The sequence below is a fragment of the Thermaurantiacus sp. genome (genome assembly GCF_053487655.1).
Genome location: NZ_JBRCLD010000094.1, coordinates 25,661 through 41,027 on the forward strand (window position 1 = coordinate 25,661; position 15,367 = coordinate 41,027).

At 64.5% G+C, this 15,367-nt stretch carries 14 protein-coding genes; 8 read left to right on the top strand and 6 right to left on the bottom strand.

What is annotated here, in order from left to right:
* Positions 1–44 precede the first annotated feature (44 nt).
* The 5 genes from ACWIQA_RS09270 to ACWIQA_RS09290 form a co-directional block, all read right to left on the bottom strand.
* The gene (locus ACWIQA_RS09270) at positions 45–1,220 is read right to left on the bottom strand and encodes a polysaccharide pyruvyl transferase family protein (RefSeq protein ID WP_448582788.1); all 1,176 of its coding nucleotides are present in this window, start codon (positions 1,218–1,220) and stop codon (positions 45–47) included.
* A 76-nt stretch (positions 1,221–1,296) separates the two neighbouring features.
* Positions 1,297–2,307, bottom strand: a complete 1,011-nt coding sequence (locus ACWIQA_RS09275; RefSeq protein WP_448582789.1) for a hypothetical protein — start codon at positions 2,305–2,307, stop codon at positions 1,297–1,299.
* Between the two features lie 76 nt (positions 2,308–2,383).
* Entirely contained in the window at positions 2,384–3,451 is a 1,068-nt protein-coding gene (locus tag ACWIQA_RS09280) for a glycosyltransferase family 2 protein (RefSeq protein ID WP_448582790.1), read from the bottom strand.
* Between the two features lie 14 nt (positions 3,452–3,465).
* Positions 3,466–4,467, bottom strand: coding sequence for a glycosyltransferase (locus ACWIQA_RS09285; RefSeq protein WP_448582791.1), 1,002 nt, complete (start codon positions 4,465–4,467; stop codon positions 3,466–3,468).
* The gene (locus tag ACWIQA_RS09290) at positions 4,467–5,852 is read right to left on the bottom strand and encodes an AAA family ATPase (protein ID WP_448582792.1); all 1,386 of its coding nucleotides are present in this window, start codon (positions 5,850–5,852) and stop codon (positions 4,467–4,469) included. Before ACWIQA_RS09290 ends, ACWIQA_RS09285 begins: the two co-directional genes overlap by 1 nt.
* A 434-nt stretch (positions 5,853–6,286) precedes the next feature.
* Here ACWIQA_RS09290 and ACWIQA_RS09295 point away from each other — a divergent pair, with 434 nt between their 5' ends.
* From ACWIQA_RS09295 to epsI, 6 genes are all read left to right on the top strand, one after another.
* On the top strand, positions 6,287–7,819 hold the full coding sequence (locus ACWIQA_RS09295) for a hypothetical protein (RefSeq protein ID WP_448582793.1): 1,533 nt from the start codon (positions 6,287–6,289) through the stop codon (positions 7,817–7,819).
* A 255-nt stretch (positions 7,820–8,074) separates the two neighbouring features.
* Positions 8,075–8,851: an SLBB domain-containing protein gene (locus tag ACWIQA_RS09300; protein WP_448582794.1), complete on the top strand. Its 777-nt coding sequence runs from the start codon at positions 8,075–8,077 to the stop codon at positions 8,849–8,851.
* Positions 8,852–9,054: 203 nt separating this feature from the next.
* A complete protein-coding gene (locus ACWIQA_RS09305; RefSeq protein ID WP_448582795.1) occupies positions 9,055–10,464 on the top strand; it encodes a GumC family protein in 1,410 nt (469 codons plus the stop codon).
* A gap of 2 nt (positions 10,465–10,466) precedes the next feature.
* On the top strand, positions 10,467–11,363 hold the full coding sequence (locus ACWIQA_RS09310; protein ID WP_448582796.1) for a CpsD/CapB family tyrosine-protein kinase: 897 nt from the start codon (positions 10,467–10,469) through the stop codon (positions 11,361–11,363).
* Between the two features lie 39 nt (positions 11,364–11,402).
* Positions 11,403–12,293, top strand: a complete 891-nt coding sequence (gene xrtV / locus ACWIQA_RS09315; RefSeq protein WP_448582797.1) for an exosortase V — start codon at positions 11,403–11,405, stop codon at positions 12,291–12,293.
* Positions 12,262–12,975 carry an exosortase-associated protein EpsI, V-type gene (gene epsI, locus ACWIQA_RS09320; protein WP_448582798.1) on the top strand — a complete coding sequence of 238 codons (714 nt, stop codon included), beginning with the start codon at positions 12,262–12,264 and terminating at the stop codon, positions 12,973–12,975. The genes xrtV and epsI overlap by 32 nt, the downstream gene beginning before the upstream one ends.
* A gap of 68 nt (positions 12,976–13,043) precedes the next feature.
* On the opposite strand, the gene ACWIQA_RS09325 is transcribed toward epsI, so the two are convergent.
* A complete protein-coding gene (locus ACWIQA_RS09325) occupies positions 13,044–13,307 on the bottom strand; it encodes an XrtV sorting system accessory protein (protein WP_448582799.1) in 264 nt (87 codons plus the stop codon).
* Between the two features lie 176 nt (positions 13,308–13,483).
* On the opposite strand from ACWIQA_RS09325, the gene ACWIQA_RS09330 reads away from it, so the two are divergent.
* Positions 13,484–14,953 carry an undecaprenyl-phosphate glucose phosphotransferase gene (locus ACWIQA_RS09330; protein ID WP_448582800.1) on the top strand — a complete coding sequence of 490 codons (1,470 nt, stop codon included), beginning with the start codon at positions 13,484–13,486 and terminating at the stop codon, positions 14,951–14,953.
* Positions 14,954–15,153: 200 nt separating this feature from the next.
* Positions 15,154–15,367: hypothetical protein (locus tag ACWIQA_RS09335; RefSeq protein ID WP_448582801.1), on the top strand; the 214-nt coding region annotated here is incomplete at its 3' end.

Sequence of the window (15,367 nt, forward strand, 5' to 3'; positions counted from 1 at the left end):
TTAGCATGGGCCAAACTGGGGACAAAAGCCGCTTTCTGGCTCGGTCATGGCGAACGCACGCTGCGGGCCAGATCGGCGAACAGCCCGGCAACAAAACCCACGTAGGTTTCGAGCCCTTCGCGCACCCGCGCGGCGGCGGCCCCGATGTCGGCTGCAACCTCGTCCCGCCGGTCGAGCGCATCGACCGTGAAGGCCAGGGCCTCGTCGGTCGACATGCCCTTTGCCGGCACCAGCCAGCGGTAGCCAAGCCCGCCGAACAGTCCCTCGAACTTTCGGCTGTAGCTGACCGGCACCACGGGAACGCCAGCCGAGAAGGCGGCAATGGTTGCGTGCATCCGCGCGCCGACCAGGAAATCGAGGCCGGAAATGTAGGACTTCGCCTCCGATGGCGAGGCAAAGTCGGGGGCTTCGACGAGCCCGGGATAGCGCGCCGCCAGCGCCCGGGCGACGGCGGGGTCGTCCTCGCTCGAATTGCCATGGGCGAAAACATGCTTGACCAGCTCGACCCGGACATCGCCACGCGCGAGCAGGGCCTCGATGAGCCGGTGGGTATAGTCCCGGTAGTCGAGCCCGAGCCCGAACTCGTTCCTGCCGGTGTACCCGCCGGCATAGAGCAGCCCCGAGACATTGAGGCCGACACGCCTGCCAGGACCCCTGGGTGCCGGCGTGAAGGGGAGGGCAAAGGCCACATCGACAGCCCCGAACAACCGGGCTCCTGGGGCCAGGGCGCGGGCAGCATCAAGGCTCAGCGGGTCGCGGGTGAACACTGCCCTCGCCCGGCCCATGGTCCAGGCTGCAGCCGACCGGTGGGGCTGGCGCGAGAACGGTCCGATGGTCTGGGGCGAGAGGATGAGCGGCGTGCCGGCGGCGATTGCGAGGACCTTCGACAGCAGGATGAAGAGGAAGCGACGGTCGGGGTAGATGTCCGTGAAGCTGTCGCCGCCGCCAATGTCGAACAGGGCATCGAGCCGGCGTACATCGGTGAAGAATCCCCGGGGGGACGAGAGGTAGCGGGAGTCGATCGGGTGTATCGCTTGGAAGCCGGTCACATAGGGTGCGCCGGAATCACGAAACTTGAAGAGCTCGAAACGGGCTTCCACTCCCGCCCGTGCGGCAGCGTCCTGAAGCAGCGCGATATTGCTGACGGTCAGTGCGCCGACCCCGAGGTTGGCGCTGTTGTCGCTGTGCCAGATGAGGCCGATCTTGAGCGGGCGCGCCATGGCGGTCTTTCATTGCACCTTGGGCTGGGGACGGCGGGTTGCAGGTGGCCCCTGCACCCGGAACCCGCCGCCTGGATCAGTTGCCCGCCGGCATGGCCGCAGCGGGGCCTGGCGCAGGTGCTGGCGCCGCAGCTTCGCCGGTTGCCGGGGGGGCAAGCACCTTCTCCGGTTCTGGCGCAGCGGGGGGCTCCTTGGGTGCATACCCCTCCTGATAGGTCACGCGCTCGCGCGCCGCCTTCACCAGGCTCTCGACTTCTTTCCGGAGCGCCTCTTGCACTCGGAGGTTGCGCAGAAGTTCGGTCGCAGCAGAGCGAGCCCGCTCGCCCGTAAACGGCTGCACGATCGTGTTACGCACTTGGTTTACCAGCATCATCTGCCCGCCTGGAACCGGCTGCGGGAACATGAACAGCTCACCTGGCTTTTCCGTAAGCAGCTTGGCGATGGCGCGGACGAACTCCGGATTGGCGCCGAGCGCATCCAACCGGTTCGGGCCGCGCTGAAACTCGATTCCCGCCTCGCTCAGGACCTGCTCCACGCCCTCCATCGTCTTGACAGTGGCCAAAGGCAGCTTCTCGAGCTGGGCTGGGCGCATGAAGCGGATCTGGTCAACTTCCCAGATCTTGCGCTTGTCGAACAAGTCCGGGTTCTCGGCGATAAACTTGTCCACATCCTCGCGTGTCGGCTGCGAGATCTTCGCTGCAATCTCCGATGCGAACGCCTGCGCCAAAAGCTGCTCGGTGGCGCGCCGCTCCTGCAGCTTGAACTGGGGCGACTGGTCGAGCTTGCGCTCACGTGCGGCCTGCATGAGCGCCCGTCGGCTGATGATTTGCTGGAGTGCCGCGATCTCGGCGTCACGCCGACTCATCTCTGGCGGGATATTGGCGCCGGCCAGTTCGGCGTTCACTTCAAGAAGCGTGATGTCGGTGCCATCGAGCCGGGCGACGACCTGGCCAGACGGCGGGTCGCCGCCGCCCGTCTTTCCATCGCCACAGGCAGCAAGCAGCAGCGCCAAGGCGGATGCCAGCAGTGGAGTGCGCACAGCGCCGCCAGGGCCCTTCTTGCTCTTGCCTCCGATGATCCCCGTCATGTCCTGTCCTTTCGGATGCTGTGAGTTTGTTGTCATCCAGCGTGCGCGATCTTGGGCCTTGGCGGGCGTCCCGGCCTCAGACGCGGCGAAGCCCGAGCATGGCGCGCACCATGGTTGCCGCCTTTTCCGGCTGCCGGCGCCACAGCCGGCGCAGGATGAGTGCCACGCTTAGCGGATATTGCAGCGGCCAAAGCAGCGGAAAGTGACGCCGGTAGAATTTGATTCGGCTGCGCATCAGATAATATTCGGCCATCGGCGTGCGCCTGCCCTTGCGCGAAGACGACCCCAGAGAGCCGCCCTCCTTGTGGTAGATGATGGCGCCGTGGGCAAAGGCGGTCGCGAACCGGCCGCGGTTCCTGACTGCCCAGTCCATCTCCTCGAAGTAGAGGAAATAGCTCTCCTCCATGAGCCCGACGGTCTCAAGAAAGGCGCGGCTTGCACACAGCGAGGCGCCGAGCACGAAATCGGTCTCTTCTGCAACCGTGCGCGGGTTGAACTGGCGGGTTACCGGCACGTCGCGGCCGATCCCCCGGCTCATGCCCGTCAAGAGCCGGAAGCGGCTGCCGTTGAGGCACTGCCAATGGCCGGGCCGGTGATAATAGCGCACCTGGGTTCCGCACATGCCGACCTTATGGGTCGCATCCATCCGGGCGATCAGCGCCGAAACTGCCCCTGGCTCGACCACCGTGTCATTGTTGAGGCACCAGAAGTAGCTGGTCCGCGCATCCTGCAGGGCATGCCGCAAGCCGATGTTATTGCCGGCGGCAAAGCCGAGGTTCTCTGGGCTCTTGATGATCGTGACATCTGCGCCTCCAGGTGGCTGGCTGGCTGCAGTTGCGACGTCGACGACGTCGATGGTCACAGGCTTCTCGATGGGGGGATTTGTCAGCCGCCGCAGTGCACCGGCCGGCGGCTCATAGGGTTCAGCGCCCGAGGCCCACGCGATGATCCGCTCGACGGAGCCATTCTCCGAACCATTGTCCACGACGATGATGCGGGGCCTGACCGTCGAACGCAGGAGCGACTCGAGGCACTCGATGGTGTCTCGCCAGCCATTCCAGTTTACCATCACGACGCACAGCCTCACAGTCGGCTGCGAGGAGGGAATGGGGGGCGCGCCAGCGTCGAGTTCCACGGGGCGCATTGGCTTGTTCATGGTCATGTGTTCCACTGCTCTGCGCCAGGCTCGCAGCCCATGGCCGCGGATTTGGCATGGCGCAACATGTCCAGTCCACGAACCCATCGGATCGCAAGGAGCACGCCAAGCCCGCGCAGCCGCGCCCTCACACCCTTGATGCGGGGCGATAGCAGTAAGCGGGGGGCATGGCCAAGGCCCGATGCCATCACCAGAAGCGCCCGCAGCCGCCAGGCAGCAAGACTGCCACCATCGCGCAGATGGCTGTTGAGCGCCTGCACCGAAAGCCGCTGCCAGCGGGTCCGCATCTCGGCAAGCGAGCTGCGGGCAGGATGAAAGGCCACGGCATCGGGGGCAAAGACGGGCGGCCGGCCGAGCCGGGTTGCCCGCTGGCCAAAATCCTTGTCTTCCTGCGTCCCGATACCGCCGAACGGTCCAGCCGCCTCGAAAAGGGCGCGAGTGATGAACAGGTTGCCGGTTCCAGTAAAGCCTTCACGGGCAATATAGCGGTCCATCCGGTAGGCAAAGACGGCCTCGAACGCTTCCGTCCCGGTCATTTGGTCCGGGTCGATAGCATCGATCCGCACGTCACCGCCGACATGGCCCGATGGCGTGCGCGCAAGCGCGGCAAGCCCAGCTGCAAGCCAGCCCGGGCCAGCGCGCATGTCGGCATCGATGAAGGCAAGCCGGTCGGCACGGGCGGCTGCGACCCCCATGTTCCGTGCCGGCCCTGGCCCGCGCGTTGGGCAATGGAGGAATCGCACATCGGGCCAGCGGGCCTGCAGGGCGTCGAGCGGCGCCGTCGAGCCATTGTCGACCACGATCACTTCGAATTGCCCGCCTGGCAGCTCCTGCGTGGCAAGGGACTTGAGCAGCCGCTCGAGCCTCTCGGGCGTGTTGAGGTGAGGGACGATGACGCTGGCCTCGAGACGTCGATCGTCGCTTTGGGGCGTTGCTTGCGTCTTGCTGCAACCTTCCTTGGACGCAGAGGAGGCAGGGGTTGCGCCGGTCTTCGCATCCGGCATCAGCTGTCGCCCCGGGCAAGCGCTGCCGAAAGGTTGAGAAGCTGTGCCACGCCTTGGGTGCGAAAGCGGTAGCGCTGTTCCCTTGGTCCATCGCTGGTCTCGGCCTGCGCCTCGAACAAGTCCGATTCGCGCGCCAGCGCGGCCAGCCGGCTGGCGATGGCAGCGACATCCATGGCACCGTCCATGCTCAAGACCACACCGGCAAGATCCTCGGGCGCGAACCAGCCCTCCGGCGTGCCCGAAGCCTTGGCAGCTGCAATCAAAAGCGGCATGTCTGCGCGGACATCGGCACGTGCCAGCAAGCGCTGCACGCGCGAGGGAAGCCCTGAGCTCCACTCGCTGAGCACGGCCTCGGTACCAGCCGTCACGTCCTCTGCCGTCACTTCGGCCCGCCGCGCATCGAGCGCGCGCAGCGCTGCCCTGGAGCCGATCAGGCGCACAAGATAGGGCGAGCCGGCTGCCATGCGGAGCACACGCGCGCGCGCATCAGGCAGGAAGATGAGGCCGGTTGCCGCCTCCGCCCGGTCGAGGATGAACGCCATGTCGGCATCTGCCATCGGCCCGACACCGATGCCGACGATGTTGCGCCGGATCGATGGCGTAAACCCCACCAGCTCATCGAGGTTGGAGGCAACTCCCGTCAGCACGAGCTGGACTCGTGCTGCCCGGTCGGAGAGGTTCTTGATGAGCTCAGCGACATCGCGCCGGAACGCAGGATCGCGCACCCGGTCATATTCATCGAGGATGAGGATCACTCGAGTTCCAACAATGCGGGCGAACAGCTCGGCAAGGCTGCGCGGATCAAGCGGATTGGAGTCGACCAGCTCAACAAAACTGCGCTGATGCTCGCGCTCATCAGCGACGGGTGAGACATCGGCATGGTAGAGGAGCGGGATCTGGGCTGCAAACGACCGGAACATGTCATCGAACGAAGCTTCCACTCCGCAGGAGCCATAGAGCACCAGATAGCGGGCATCGCGTGCTGTCTCGGCGAAGACATGGGCAAGGCTGGTCTTGCCAATTCCCCGCTCGCCGTAGAGCACAACATGGGCGCGCTGCTGCTCAATGGCGGAAATGAGATCCGAAAGAACGTCAGTGCGGCCAGCGAAGCGCTCGCGACTGGTGACTGGCTGCGAGGCTGCGAGTGCGTCCGCAAGGGCAAGCCGCGCTCGTTCCGGATGCACACGACCGGCAACCGGGCGAACATCGGCGAGCTCTTCCGTTGCTGCAACCGCGAAGCGAGGCAGCCGGCTGACTGCCGCGGCAGGCTCGGCCTCACCACCTGCGAGCCGGCGCAGCGAACGCCGCGCAAAGCCGCCGAGCCCGCCGGAGGCGGATGGAGCACTCGGATCCTCTCCCTTGTGCCGGTCCTGCGATGCGCCCACGTCCATCCTCCAGCCGTCTTGCGCGTCCCTAGCGACAAACCCTTTCGTGTTCAAAGCCGGTCCGCGTCCAAACCGCGCCGCACCTTCGGCTGTGGCGGCCACAAGGGATGGCCGCGGCGCCTGTCACACCTCCCCCCTGACGGTCCAGTTGCAAAAAGGTTAACATGATTCGGGCACGCATTGCTTGACCAGCCCTCATGCGGCTAAGGCGGTCGCGCCAGGGTGCAGGAGAATAAATAGGGTGCGGGAGAATAAGGGGATATGAGAGAATACGGGGATATAAGATTGTGACCACCAGACATGGTCTTGATGCCCTGGCGAGCCGGGCTCCGGCCTTGGCAGCAAGCACGGGTCCGGGCGCTACGGGTCCGGGCGCTCTTGCCCTTGCTGCTGTTTTCTGCGGGCTCAGTGCTGCAACGCCGGCCCCAGCGCAGGTGACACCGGCTCCGGCTGAGCCCCGCACCGCTCCTCCGACCGAGCCGGAACGCCAGCCCGAAGCGGAGCCGTCAGCCGCGCCGGATGCGACCAGCAAGCCCGTCCTTCCAGAGCCGATCGGCCCGGTCCGCAGCTTCGAGCCTGTGCCCATACCCGAGGGGATGGCACCCCCTGGAGTCCGCACCACGCCCTATGCGCCTGACAGCGCGCCGCCTCCGCCCCGGCCCGGCCCGCCGCCGGTCGACAATCGCCCGGGGGCGCGCTTGACACCGACGGTGCCAGGCGCAGCCGAGGCTGGGCTCGTCGTCGTCGACCCGCAGCGGGTTTTCGGAGCCGATGCCTTGCCTCGACTTGGCGCAAGCATCATCCGGGCGACTGGCTTCACGCTCGCCGCTTCCGTCAACGCCCGGTATGATGACAATTTCCTTCGCATCGAAGGCGATCTGCCGCCAGGCGCGAGGGATTCCAAAAGCGACATCCTGGTGACGCCGCTCGCGCTGATCGGCTTTGGTCGCCAAGTGAACCGGCAAGCCTTCTCCCTTGCTGCCAGTGTCGGGCGCAACCTCCTGCTCCGCAACGAGGATCGCGAAACCGACCGAGTCCAAGTCGATGGCGGATGGGATTGGCGTGCGGGCGCATTCTGCAGCGGCCGCCTGGGCGGAGGCTGGTCGACGAACGAGGTCCGCGCAACCGATCAGCTCGTGCGCACGAATCCCGTCAACCGAGTGACGATCCTCTCTGCAAGCGGGAGTTGCAACCTGCCAAGCCGGCTGGTGCCAGGCCTCAATGTCGCGGTTGGCAAGAACCGGTTCCGCGGCGAACGTTTGCCCGTCGTCCGCCTCAATGATTCCGAGTTCTGGAGCATCGCACCCTCGCTCGGCTATGCTCTTTCCGCGCGCGCCCAGGTCGGCGTTCAGGCCAGCGTCCAGGATGTACGCTTCCCCAATCAGCCGCTTGATCCGGGCCTTCCTCCTCCTGGCGAGGCGCCGCCCTCGGGCAACGTCAACGGAGTCGAAAGCGTCGGGGTTTCGGGCTTCATCACTTATCGCCTGTCTCGCCGGGTCGCAGCCAATGGCGTCTTCGGCTATACCAAGACGAAGTCAAAGGCTCCGCTTGCCGACGATTTCTCGGGTTGGACTGGGAATCTCGGAGTGAACTATGCCGATGTCCGCTGGGGTGCAGCGCTTAGTGCCGGCCGGAGCGTATCACTCGGTCGCGATGCCCTTGCCAACTTCGTGATCGAGAGCGTTGTCAATGGCACCGTCACCTATCGGCTGCGGCCGCGCGTGACGCTATCCTCCGGTGTTGACCTGGCCGAGCTTGATCGCCGGGGCGGAAGGGCCATTCCGGTCGGTGGCCTTCGGAATTTCGAGGACAGCACCCGGCGCGCTTTCTTCGGTACCGATCTCACCCTCAGCGAGCGACTGGTCTTGGGTTTCGACTATTTCCACGAGGTCCGTAAGGTCGAGGCCCTCGACTTCAAGACGAATTCGGACCAAGTCGCCGGCACGCTCCGGTTTGTCTTCCGGTGACAGGCCGCGGCCATCCTGCTGCCCCGCGGCCGAAGGCGCGCCATCCGTTGCCGCAAGTGAACGGTGGCGCGGCCGTTGGTTCCCATTGCCGCCACTTGTCCCTGCCTTCATCTTCGCGCACTGGAGTGGATCATGATTGAGACGCGTCTGCAAGCTGGAACCTCGGCCGCCGCGGCCTCACAACGGCTCCCGTCTCGGCGCTGGGCTCGATCGTCTTCCGGGCGTTGGCAGCGCCCGGGTTTTTGGGCGCTTGTCTTGGCGCTGGCTGCTGCCGTCGCTGCTCTACCGGCTGCAGCCCAGCCCAGTTTGGCCGCGAAACCGCAAGGCACCTTTGAGGGCTATGTCTTCGGCCCTGGGGACGTGGTTGCAATCACGGTGTTCGGCCACGAGAGCTTCAACGTTACCACCAGGATCAAGCCAGACGGCACCATATCGATGCCATTCATCGGCCAGATCCGGGCGGAAGGGCATACGGTTGTCTCGCTTGCAGCTGACGTCAGCCGCCGCCTGACGGATGCGCGCCTTCTCAAGTCTCCAGTCGTCAATGTCGAGATCGGCGACTATCAGTCGCGCACTGTCCGGGTGGTCGGCCAGGTCCAGAGGCCGGGCATTTACCCGCTCGACCAGCCCTATACCCTTCTCGACATTCTCTTGAAGGCGGGCTGGGTGCGCGGCGATGGGTCGCGCCAGATCATCATTCGGCGCAGCGGTGCAGACGAGCAGACGATCAGCATCGACTCGGTCCTCAAGGGCGATCCTGCGGCCGACATCCGGCTTGAGCCCGGCCTGACCATCGTCGTCCCTGAGCCCGAGATTGTCTATGTGATGGGCGGCGTGATGCGCCCTGGCGGCTATCCCTTGCTCGAGGGGATGACGGTTGGCCGAGTCATCGCCATGGCAGGTGGCGCTGCACCTGGCAGCAATGTGCGAAAGTTCCAGCTCGAGCGCGACGGCAAGCGCATTCGTGACGCAAAGGTCGACACACCTGTCAAGGCCGGTGACGTCATCACGCTGCGCGTGGCAGGCTTCTGACATGCGCCAGTCCGCGCCGGGGCGACAGGCTGCAGGCGATCCAAGCGAGACCGAATTTACCAGTTGGCAAGGGTGACGCCAATGCAAAACCGCGCTATCGGGCATTTCAAGGCAGCGGGGTCTGGCTGGCCTCCAGGCTGGCGGGTTGCGACTGCCTCCATATCTCTTGCGGTCGCTGGTGTTCGCTTTGAAGGAGAATGGGCGTGAACCTCATTCAGTTCCTGCGGATCTTCTGGGCGCGCCGCTGGCTTGTGCTCGGCACGGCGCTTGCCTGCTTCATTGTGGCCACTCTGGTCGCATCGGCCCTGCCCAAGCGCTATTCGGCGTCGGCCCGGCTTCTCATTGATACCAGCCAGTCGGATCCCGTGACGGGATCGGGCGTGACCTTGCGGGACGCCAGGCCCTATATTTTTACCCAGACCGAATTGGTCCGCGATCCGCGCGTGACCGGCGCTGTTGTCGACCGGCTTGGGCTGGCCAATGACCCCGCGACAATTGCGGCCTACCAGAAGTCCGGCTTCCGGGAGGAAGATGGCGGTATTCGCCGCTGGCTTGCCAACCAGATCAGTGAACGTGTCTCAGCAGGTCAGGTCGGCGCGACTTCCATCTTCGAGATCCGGGTCGAAGGCCCCACGCCCGAATATGCCCGCCAGGTCGTCGGTGCCGTTCGTGACGCCTATGTGCAGGAGGCGCTTCGGCTCAAGACCGATGCCGCTGGCCGTTCTGGCGCTTGGTATGCCGAACAGGCTGCCAAGGAGCGTGAGATGCTCGAGGAGGCCGAAGAGCGCCGCAATGCCTTCATGAAGGCGAACAATATCACCCTGACAGCCGGCCCCGGGAGCCCGGACGTCGAGATGGCGAAGCTCCAGGCTCTGCAAGCGGCGGAAGCAGCCTTGCGCGACAAGAGCAGCTCGGCCCTTGCAGCTGCGAGCGAGGCCGTTCCCAATGTCGCAGGCGACCAGCTTCGAGTCCAGCTTGCCGCCATTGAGGAAGAGATTGCGCGCGCTTCCGAGCAGCTTGGCCCTGCGCATCCGGCCTACAAGGCAGCGCTGGCGCGTAAGCGTGTAATTGAGACCCAGTTGGCCAATGTCAATCGCCAGCAGGAGGCCAGCCGGAGCGCTTCCGCCAGCATTGCCCGCGGTTCGCTGGCCAAGCTCGAAGCCGATATCCGGGCCCAGCAGCAAATCGTTCTGGCGCGAAAGCCGATCTATGATGAGCTCTTGGCGCTCGATCGCGAAGTCGAGCTGCGGCGCACACTTTATGAGCGCGCGCTCTCCCGCTCGGCGGATCTTCGGATGGAGTCCGATGTTTCGGAAACCTCGATGGTCTATCTCGGTGACCCGATTGCCGAGCAGACCCCGAGTTACCCGAAAATGGGGCGCATCATGACGCTTGCGGGAATCTTCGGGATTCTGCTTGGCCTTCTTGCCGCGCTGGCGGCCGAGTTCATCGCGCGCCGTGTGCGTGGGGCTGAAGATCTCGCCTATGCGACTGGTGCGCCCGTGCTGGTGTCGGTTGGAATGCCTCCAGCCTCGCCGCTCCGGCTCCAGATGCGCCGCCTGCTCGGGCGCCGCTCCGACCGCGACGATGACAGCGAACTGCAGGCGATCTGATCATGGCTGACACACCAGAAGTTCTGGCGACACCCGAGGAGCCGGGCGGACGCGAGCTTGTGCCCATGGGCGACGCGCTGCTCCAGACCGGGATGCTCTCAGACGAGGATGCGCGGCGCGTGGCCGAGCATCAGGCGCGCACGGGGCTCGATTTCGACCGAGCTGCAGTCGATCTGGCGCTGGCAACGCCTGAGGATGTGGCCGAGGCGCGGGCCCAGCTCGAGGGGAGCCTTGCGCTTAGCCTTGCGCCGTCATCGGAAGTCTCGGATGAACTGGTCGTCCTCTCCGATCCGGCCAGCCCGCGGGCCGAGGCGATCCGGCTGCTGCGCACCCAGCTCATCTCCCAGCATGTGAGTGCAGGGCGCCGGGCGCTCGCTGTCTGCGCTGCCGTCGATGGGTCGGGGGCGACCTATATTTCGGCCAATCTTGCCGCAGCCCTGTCCCAAGTCGGCTACAAGACCCTGCTGGTCGATGCCAATCTCCGCAACCCGCGGATCGACGCCATCTTTGGCATTGATCCGAGCGGGCCGGGCCTCACATCCTATCTCGCCCTGCAGGCCAATCGGCCAGAGCGGGTCATCTATCCCAATGTTCTTCCGAACCTCTCGATCATTCCAGCGGGGCCGCCAGTCGCCCGCCCACAGGAGCTTCTCTCCGGTGCCCGGTTCCGCGCTGGTGTAGACATCGTGTTGCGGGAGTTCGATGTCGCCATCTTCGACACGCCTGCGACCAACGAGAATGCGGATGCGCTGACCGTGGCCGGGGTTCTTGGTTACGCCCTCGTGGTGGCGCGCCGCGACACGGCGTTCGTCAAGGATGTTCAGGCACTGGCCTCACAGCTGGCGGCAGCACGGGCGACGTTGGTTGGCTCGGTTCTCAACAATTACGCCGACCCCTGATCCGACCGGCGACCAACCACCTCTCTTCGGGGGCGGGCGATGCAAGTTGCACATTTTCGGGTTGATGACGGGCTGAAGGGCGTTGCTGCCCGCAATCCTGTATTCATGCTTGGGCTTTTGGCTGTCGGCATCCCGACCCTCGTTGCGGTTGCCACGCAGAGCTGGACGCGCGAGGAAGGTGTCCATGGCCCGATCGTTCTTGCAACCGGACTATGGCTCATCTGGCGGCGGGCCGATGAGATCCGCCGGGAGGCCGTGCCGGGCAGCTTCTGGCTCTCCTTCCTCGTTCTCCTTGTGGCGGCTGCCATCTATGTTTTCGGGCGGGCCTACGGGTTTCTCGTTCTCGAGGTTGGCGCCCTTTACATTGCCGGGATCGCGATCGCCTACAGCCTGATCGGCTGGCGCATGCTTCGCAAGCTATGGTTCCCGATCCTCTACCTCGGCTTTGCCGTGCCGCTTCCCGGCTGGCTGCTCGATTCGATCACGCTTCCGCTCAAATATCTCGTATCCGATATTGTCACGCGCCTGCTCCAGGCCGTTGGCTATCCCATCGTCCAGGTTGGTGTCACACTCTACATTGCCCAGTATCAGCTGCTGGTCGAAGATGCTTGTGCCGGCCTCAACTCCATCATCAGCCTGACCGCCATCGGCCTCTTCTATATCTACCTGTTCCATAACGCCTCGTGGCGCTATGCGCTCGTGCTTGTCGCGCTGGTCCTGCCGATTGCGATCCTTGCCAACGTCATCCGGGTCATCATCCTCGTTCTTATCACCTACTATTTGGGCGATGCCATGGCCCAAGGCTATCTCCATGACGCAGCCGGCATTGTTACCTTTGTTTCTGCCCTTCTCCTCATCTTCCTCATCGATGGGTTGCTGACTCCGGTCAGGCGCCTTCTTGCGAGATCTTCCGATGCTCCGGCGGCGTGATCTTCTGCGCGGCGTGCCGCTGCTTGGGGCTGCAGGGGCTGCATGGGCGCTGAAGCCACGCAACCGGTTGAACCTGCTTGGGGACAAACGCCTTGAGGATGTAATTCCCGAACGCATCGGGCCATGGGTCGTGACGCCCTCCAATGACTTTGTCCTGCCCGAGCCGCGCGAGGGCAGCCTTGCTGCCACTTTATATGATCAGCAGCTCTCGCGGCTCTATACCGGCAAGGATGTCATTCCTGTCATGCTCGTTATCGCCTTTGGCAGCGTCCAGAGCGACCTTCTCCAGCTCCACCGGCCGGAGGTATGCTACCGCGCTGTGGGCTTTTCGATCGATCGGTCCGAGCGAGTCGAGGTGCAAGTCGGCGGGGGGCGGGTGCCGATGCGGGCGCTCACGGCACGCGCCAACGAGCGCATCGAACCCATCCTCTACTGGACGCGATTGGGAGACCTCCTTCCGACCAGCAACAACGAGCAACGGCTCATGAAGCTCAGGACCGAGATGCAGGGCCTGATTGCCGATGGCGTGCTGGTCCGGATGTCGACCGTCGGCGATCCCACGCCAGAGGTCTTCCAAGCCCTTGAGGAATTTGCCCGCCTTCTCCTCTCTTCGGTGTCGGATGCATCGCTTGTGGCCCTGGTTGGCCGCCCGATGGCGCGTGCAGTCGAGCAAAAAGCATGAGCGAGGGCGGAGCTGACACGGAGGCAAGGCGCGTCGTGCGCAAGAGTGCCTCGGGCGGCGGGCTGGCGTCAGTCCCGAAAGTCCGTGAAGGGCTTGAGCACGACGACGATGAAGGCGACCACGGCTGCAATTCCGCCAGCGGCAACCACATGGTAGAGCATATTGTCTTGATCGATCGCGGCATTTCCCACTTGGTTCAGAACAGCAAGCGCGACCGAAGCGCCAAGATATTGCCACAGGCTGTCGCGCGCCGGGCCGACGGATCGCTGCAGAAAAAGGACGATAAGGCCAGCAAAGATTGCAACCGTCGCCCAGTCGTAGATGGTTTCCATCCCTCCCTGTCCTTTCCGTCCGGTCCTTCCGGAGGCCGAGGTCCAGCTCTGCCCGCCGAGCGCTTCGCTAGCGGCAACGGGCGGGGCCCGCAACTCGCCTGGCTTTGGTGGCACAAGATTTGCAGCGAATCGCCTCGGTGTGCCGGTTCGCTGCCGAGTTACGTTCGATGCATGGCATGAATAGGCAACTTGCTGTTGGCGCCGCCGCCGCTCGGCCCGTCCCTGCAATTGAGGAAGCGAAGCTTCCGATTGACTTCGTAGTGTTTCTCATCCGCTTGATCGAGTTCGGGCTCGTGCTCGCATCCGGTGCCATTGCCCTCTACTTGTGGGGCGAGGTGATCCCGGCCTCCCTTCTCGCCGACTATCTGCGTGTGATTCTCGGCGGTGGCCTCCTCTTCGGGCTCATCGCCGAGATCGTCGGCACCTATGATCTCGATGCCCAGTTCTCCCTTCGCCGGGCCTGGCAGCGGCTCTTCACAAGCTGGGGCATGGTCGCGCTGTTCCTGACTACGATCGGGTTTCTGCTCAAGGTCTCGGCCGAATTCTCACGCGGCTGGGCCGTGACTTGGTTTGTGACTGGCGGCGTAATGCTGGCCGGTAGCCGCGCTGCGCTCACGCTTTGGCTCCGGCGCCTCAAGCGCCGAGGCGTGTTCGACAGTCGGGCGGTCATCTTCGGTGCCGGGGCGCAGGGCCAGCGCCTTGCCCACTATATCCGTGGCAATGACCGCTTGACCATCTCGCTGCTTGGCTTCTTTGACGATCGGCGCGACGGTCGCGTGCCGATTGTTGTCGATGATCTGCCTGTGTTTGGCACCTCAGATGATCTCATCGCGGCCATCCGCGAAGGCCTCATTGACCAGGTGATCGTCGCGCTGCCTTGGTCGGCCGAGGAGCGGATTCGCAGCGTGGTCGCCAAGCTCGCCCTCACGCCTGTGCGGATCCGGCTCGCGCCCGACCTTGCAAGCTTCGCATTTGCCCACCGGCCGCTGGTGCTGCTCGGCGATCTGCCAGTCCTCACCCTGTTTGAACGCCCCATCTCGGGGACGGACGCCATCATCAAGCGGGCCGAGGACATCCTGCTCACGCTTGCCATCCTTGCCGTCATCTGGCCCCTTCTTCTGCTCACGGCGATTGCGATCAAACTCGACAGCCCAGGCCCCATCTTCTTCCGCCAGCCGCGCGAGGGCTTCAACAACCGCCTGTTCAATGTGCTCAAGTTCCGCTCGATGACGCACGATGCTTGTGAGACCGATGGCATCCGCCAGGCAACCCGCGGCGACAAGCGCGTGACTCGAGTCGGCGCCATCATCCGCCGCACCTCGATCGACGAGCTCCCCCAGCTTCTGAACGTGCTCAAGGGGGACATGTCGCTCGTCGGCCCCAGGCCCCACGCGCCCTCGACCCGGGCCGGCGGCCGGCTGTTCCACGAGGTCGTCCAGACCTATGCCGCCCGCCACAAGGTCAAGCCCGGCATGACCGGCTGGGCCCAGGTCTGCGGCTTCCGCGGCGAGACCGATACCGAGGACAAGCTCAAGAAACGGGTGGAGCACGATCTCCACTATATCGAGAACTGGTCGGTCGGTTTCGACCTCTACATTCTCTTCCGTACCGTCTTTGCCGTGCTCGCCCCCAAGAACGCCTTCTGAGCCACGGCTCGAGACAGGTCTGTCGCGGCGACCTTCCAACCTGAAGATTGTTAAATCGTTACCCGTCCTGTCAAGTTTTTTTACACCTCCGTCACAACCATCCAGCGCGCCCCTCGTCATTTCAGAGGGTTCTGCCACCTTTCGAATTGGCACGGTTCTTGCAGGCCTCGTGTCATTAGGTTGATTAACGGAGGTGGAGGATGTTCCGTTCCAAATCGCTCGTCCCCGCACTCGCTGGTGTTGGCCTTGCGCTGGCGAGCCCAGCAGCTGCGGTGACGCCCATCACGTTTGCGCAGTTCTTCCAGGCCACAAGTGGCAAGCCTGTCACCTATTCCGGCGGCTCGGGTGGTGCGACCCTTACCGGCACTTTCCAGGCATTGGCGAGTGTGCTCGGTTTCGGGTTCCTTGGGACCT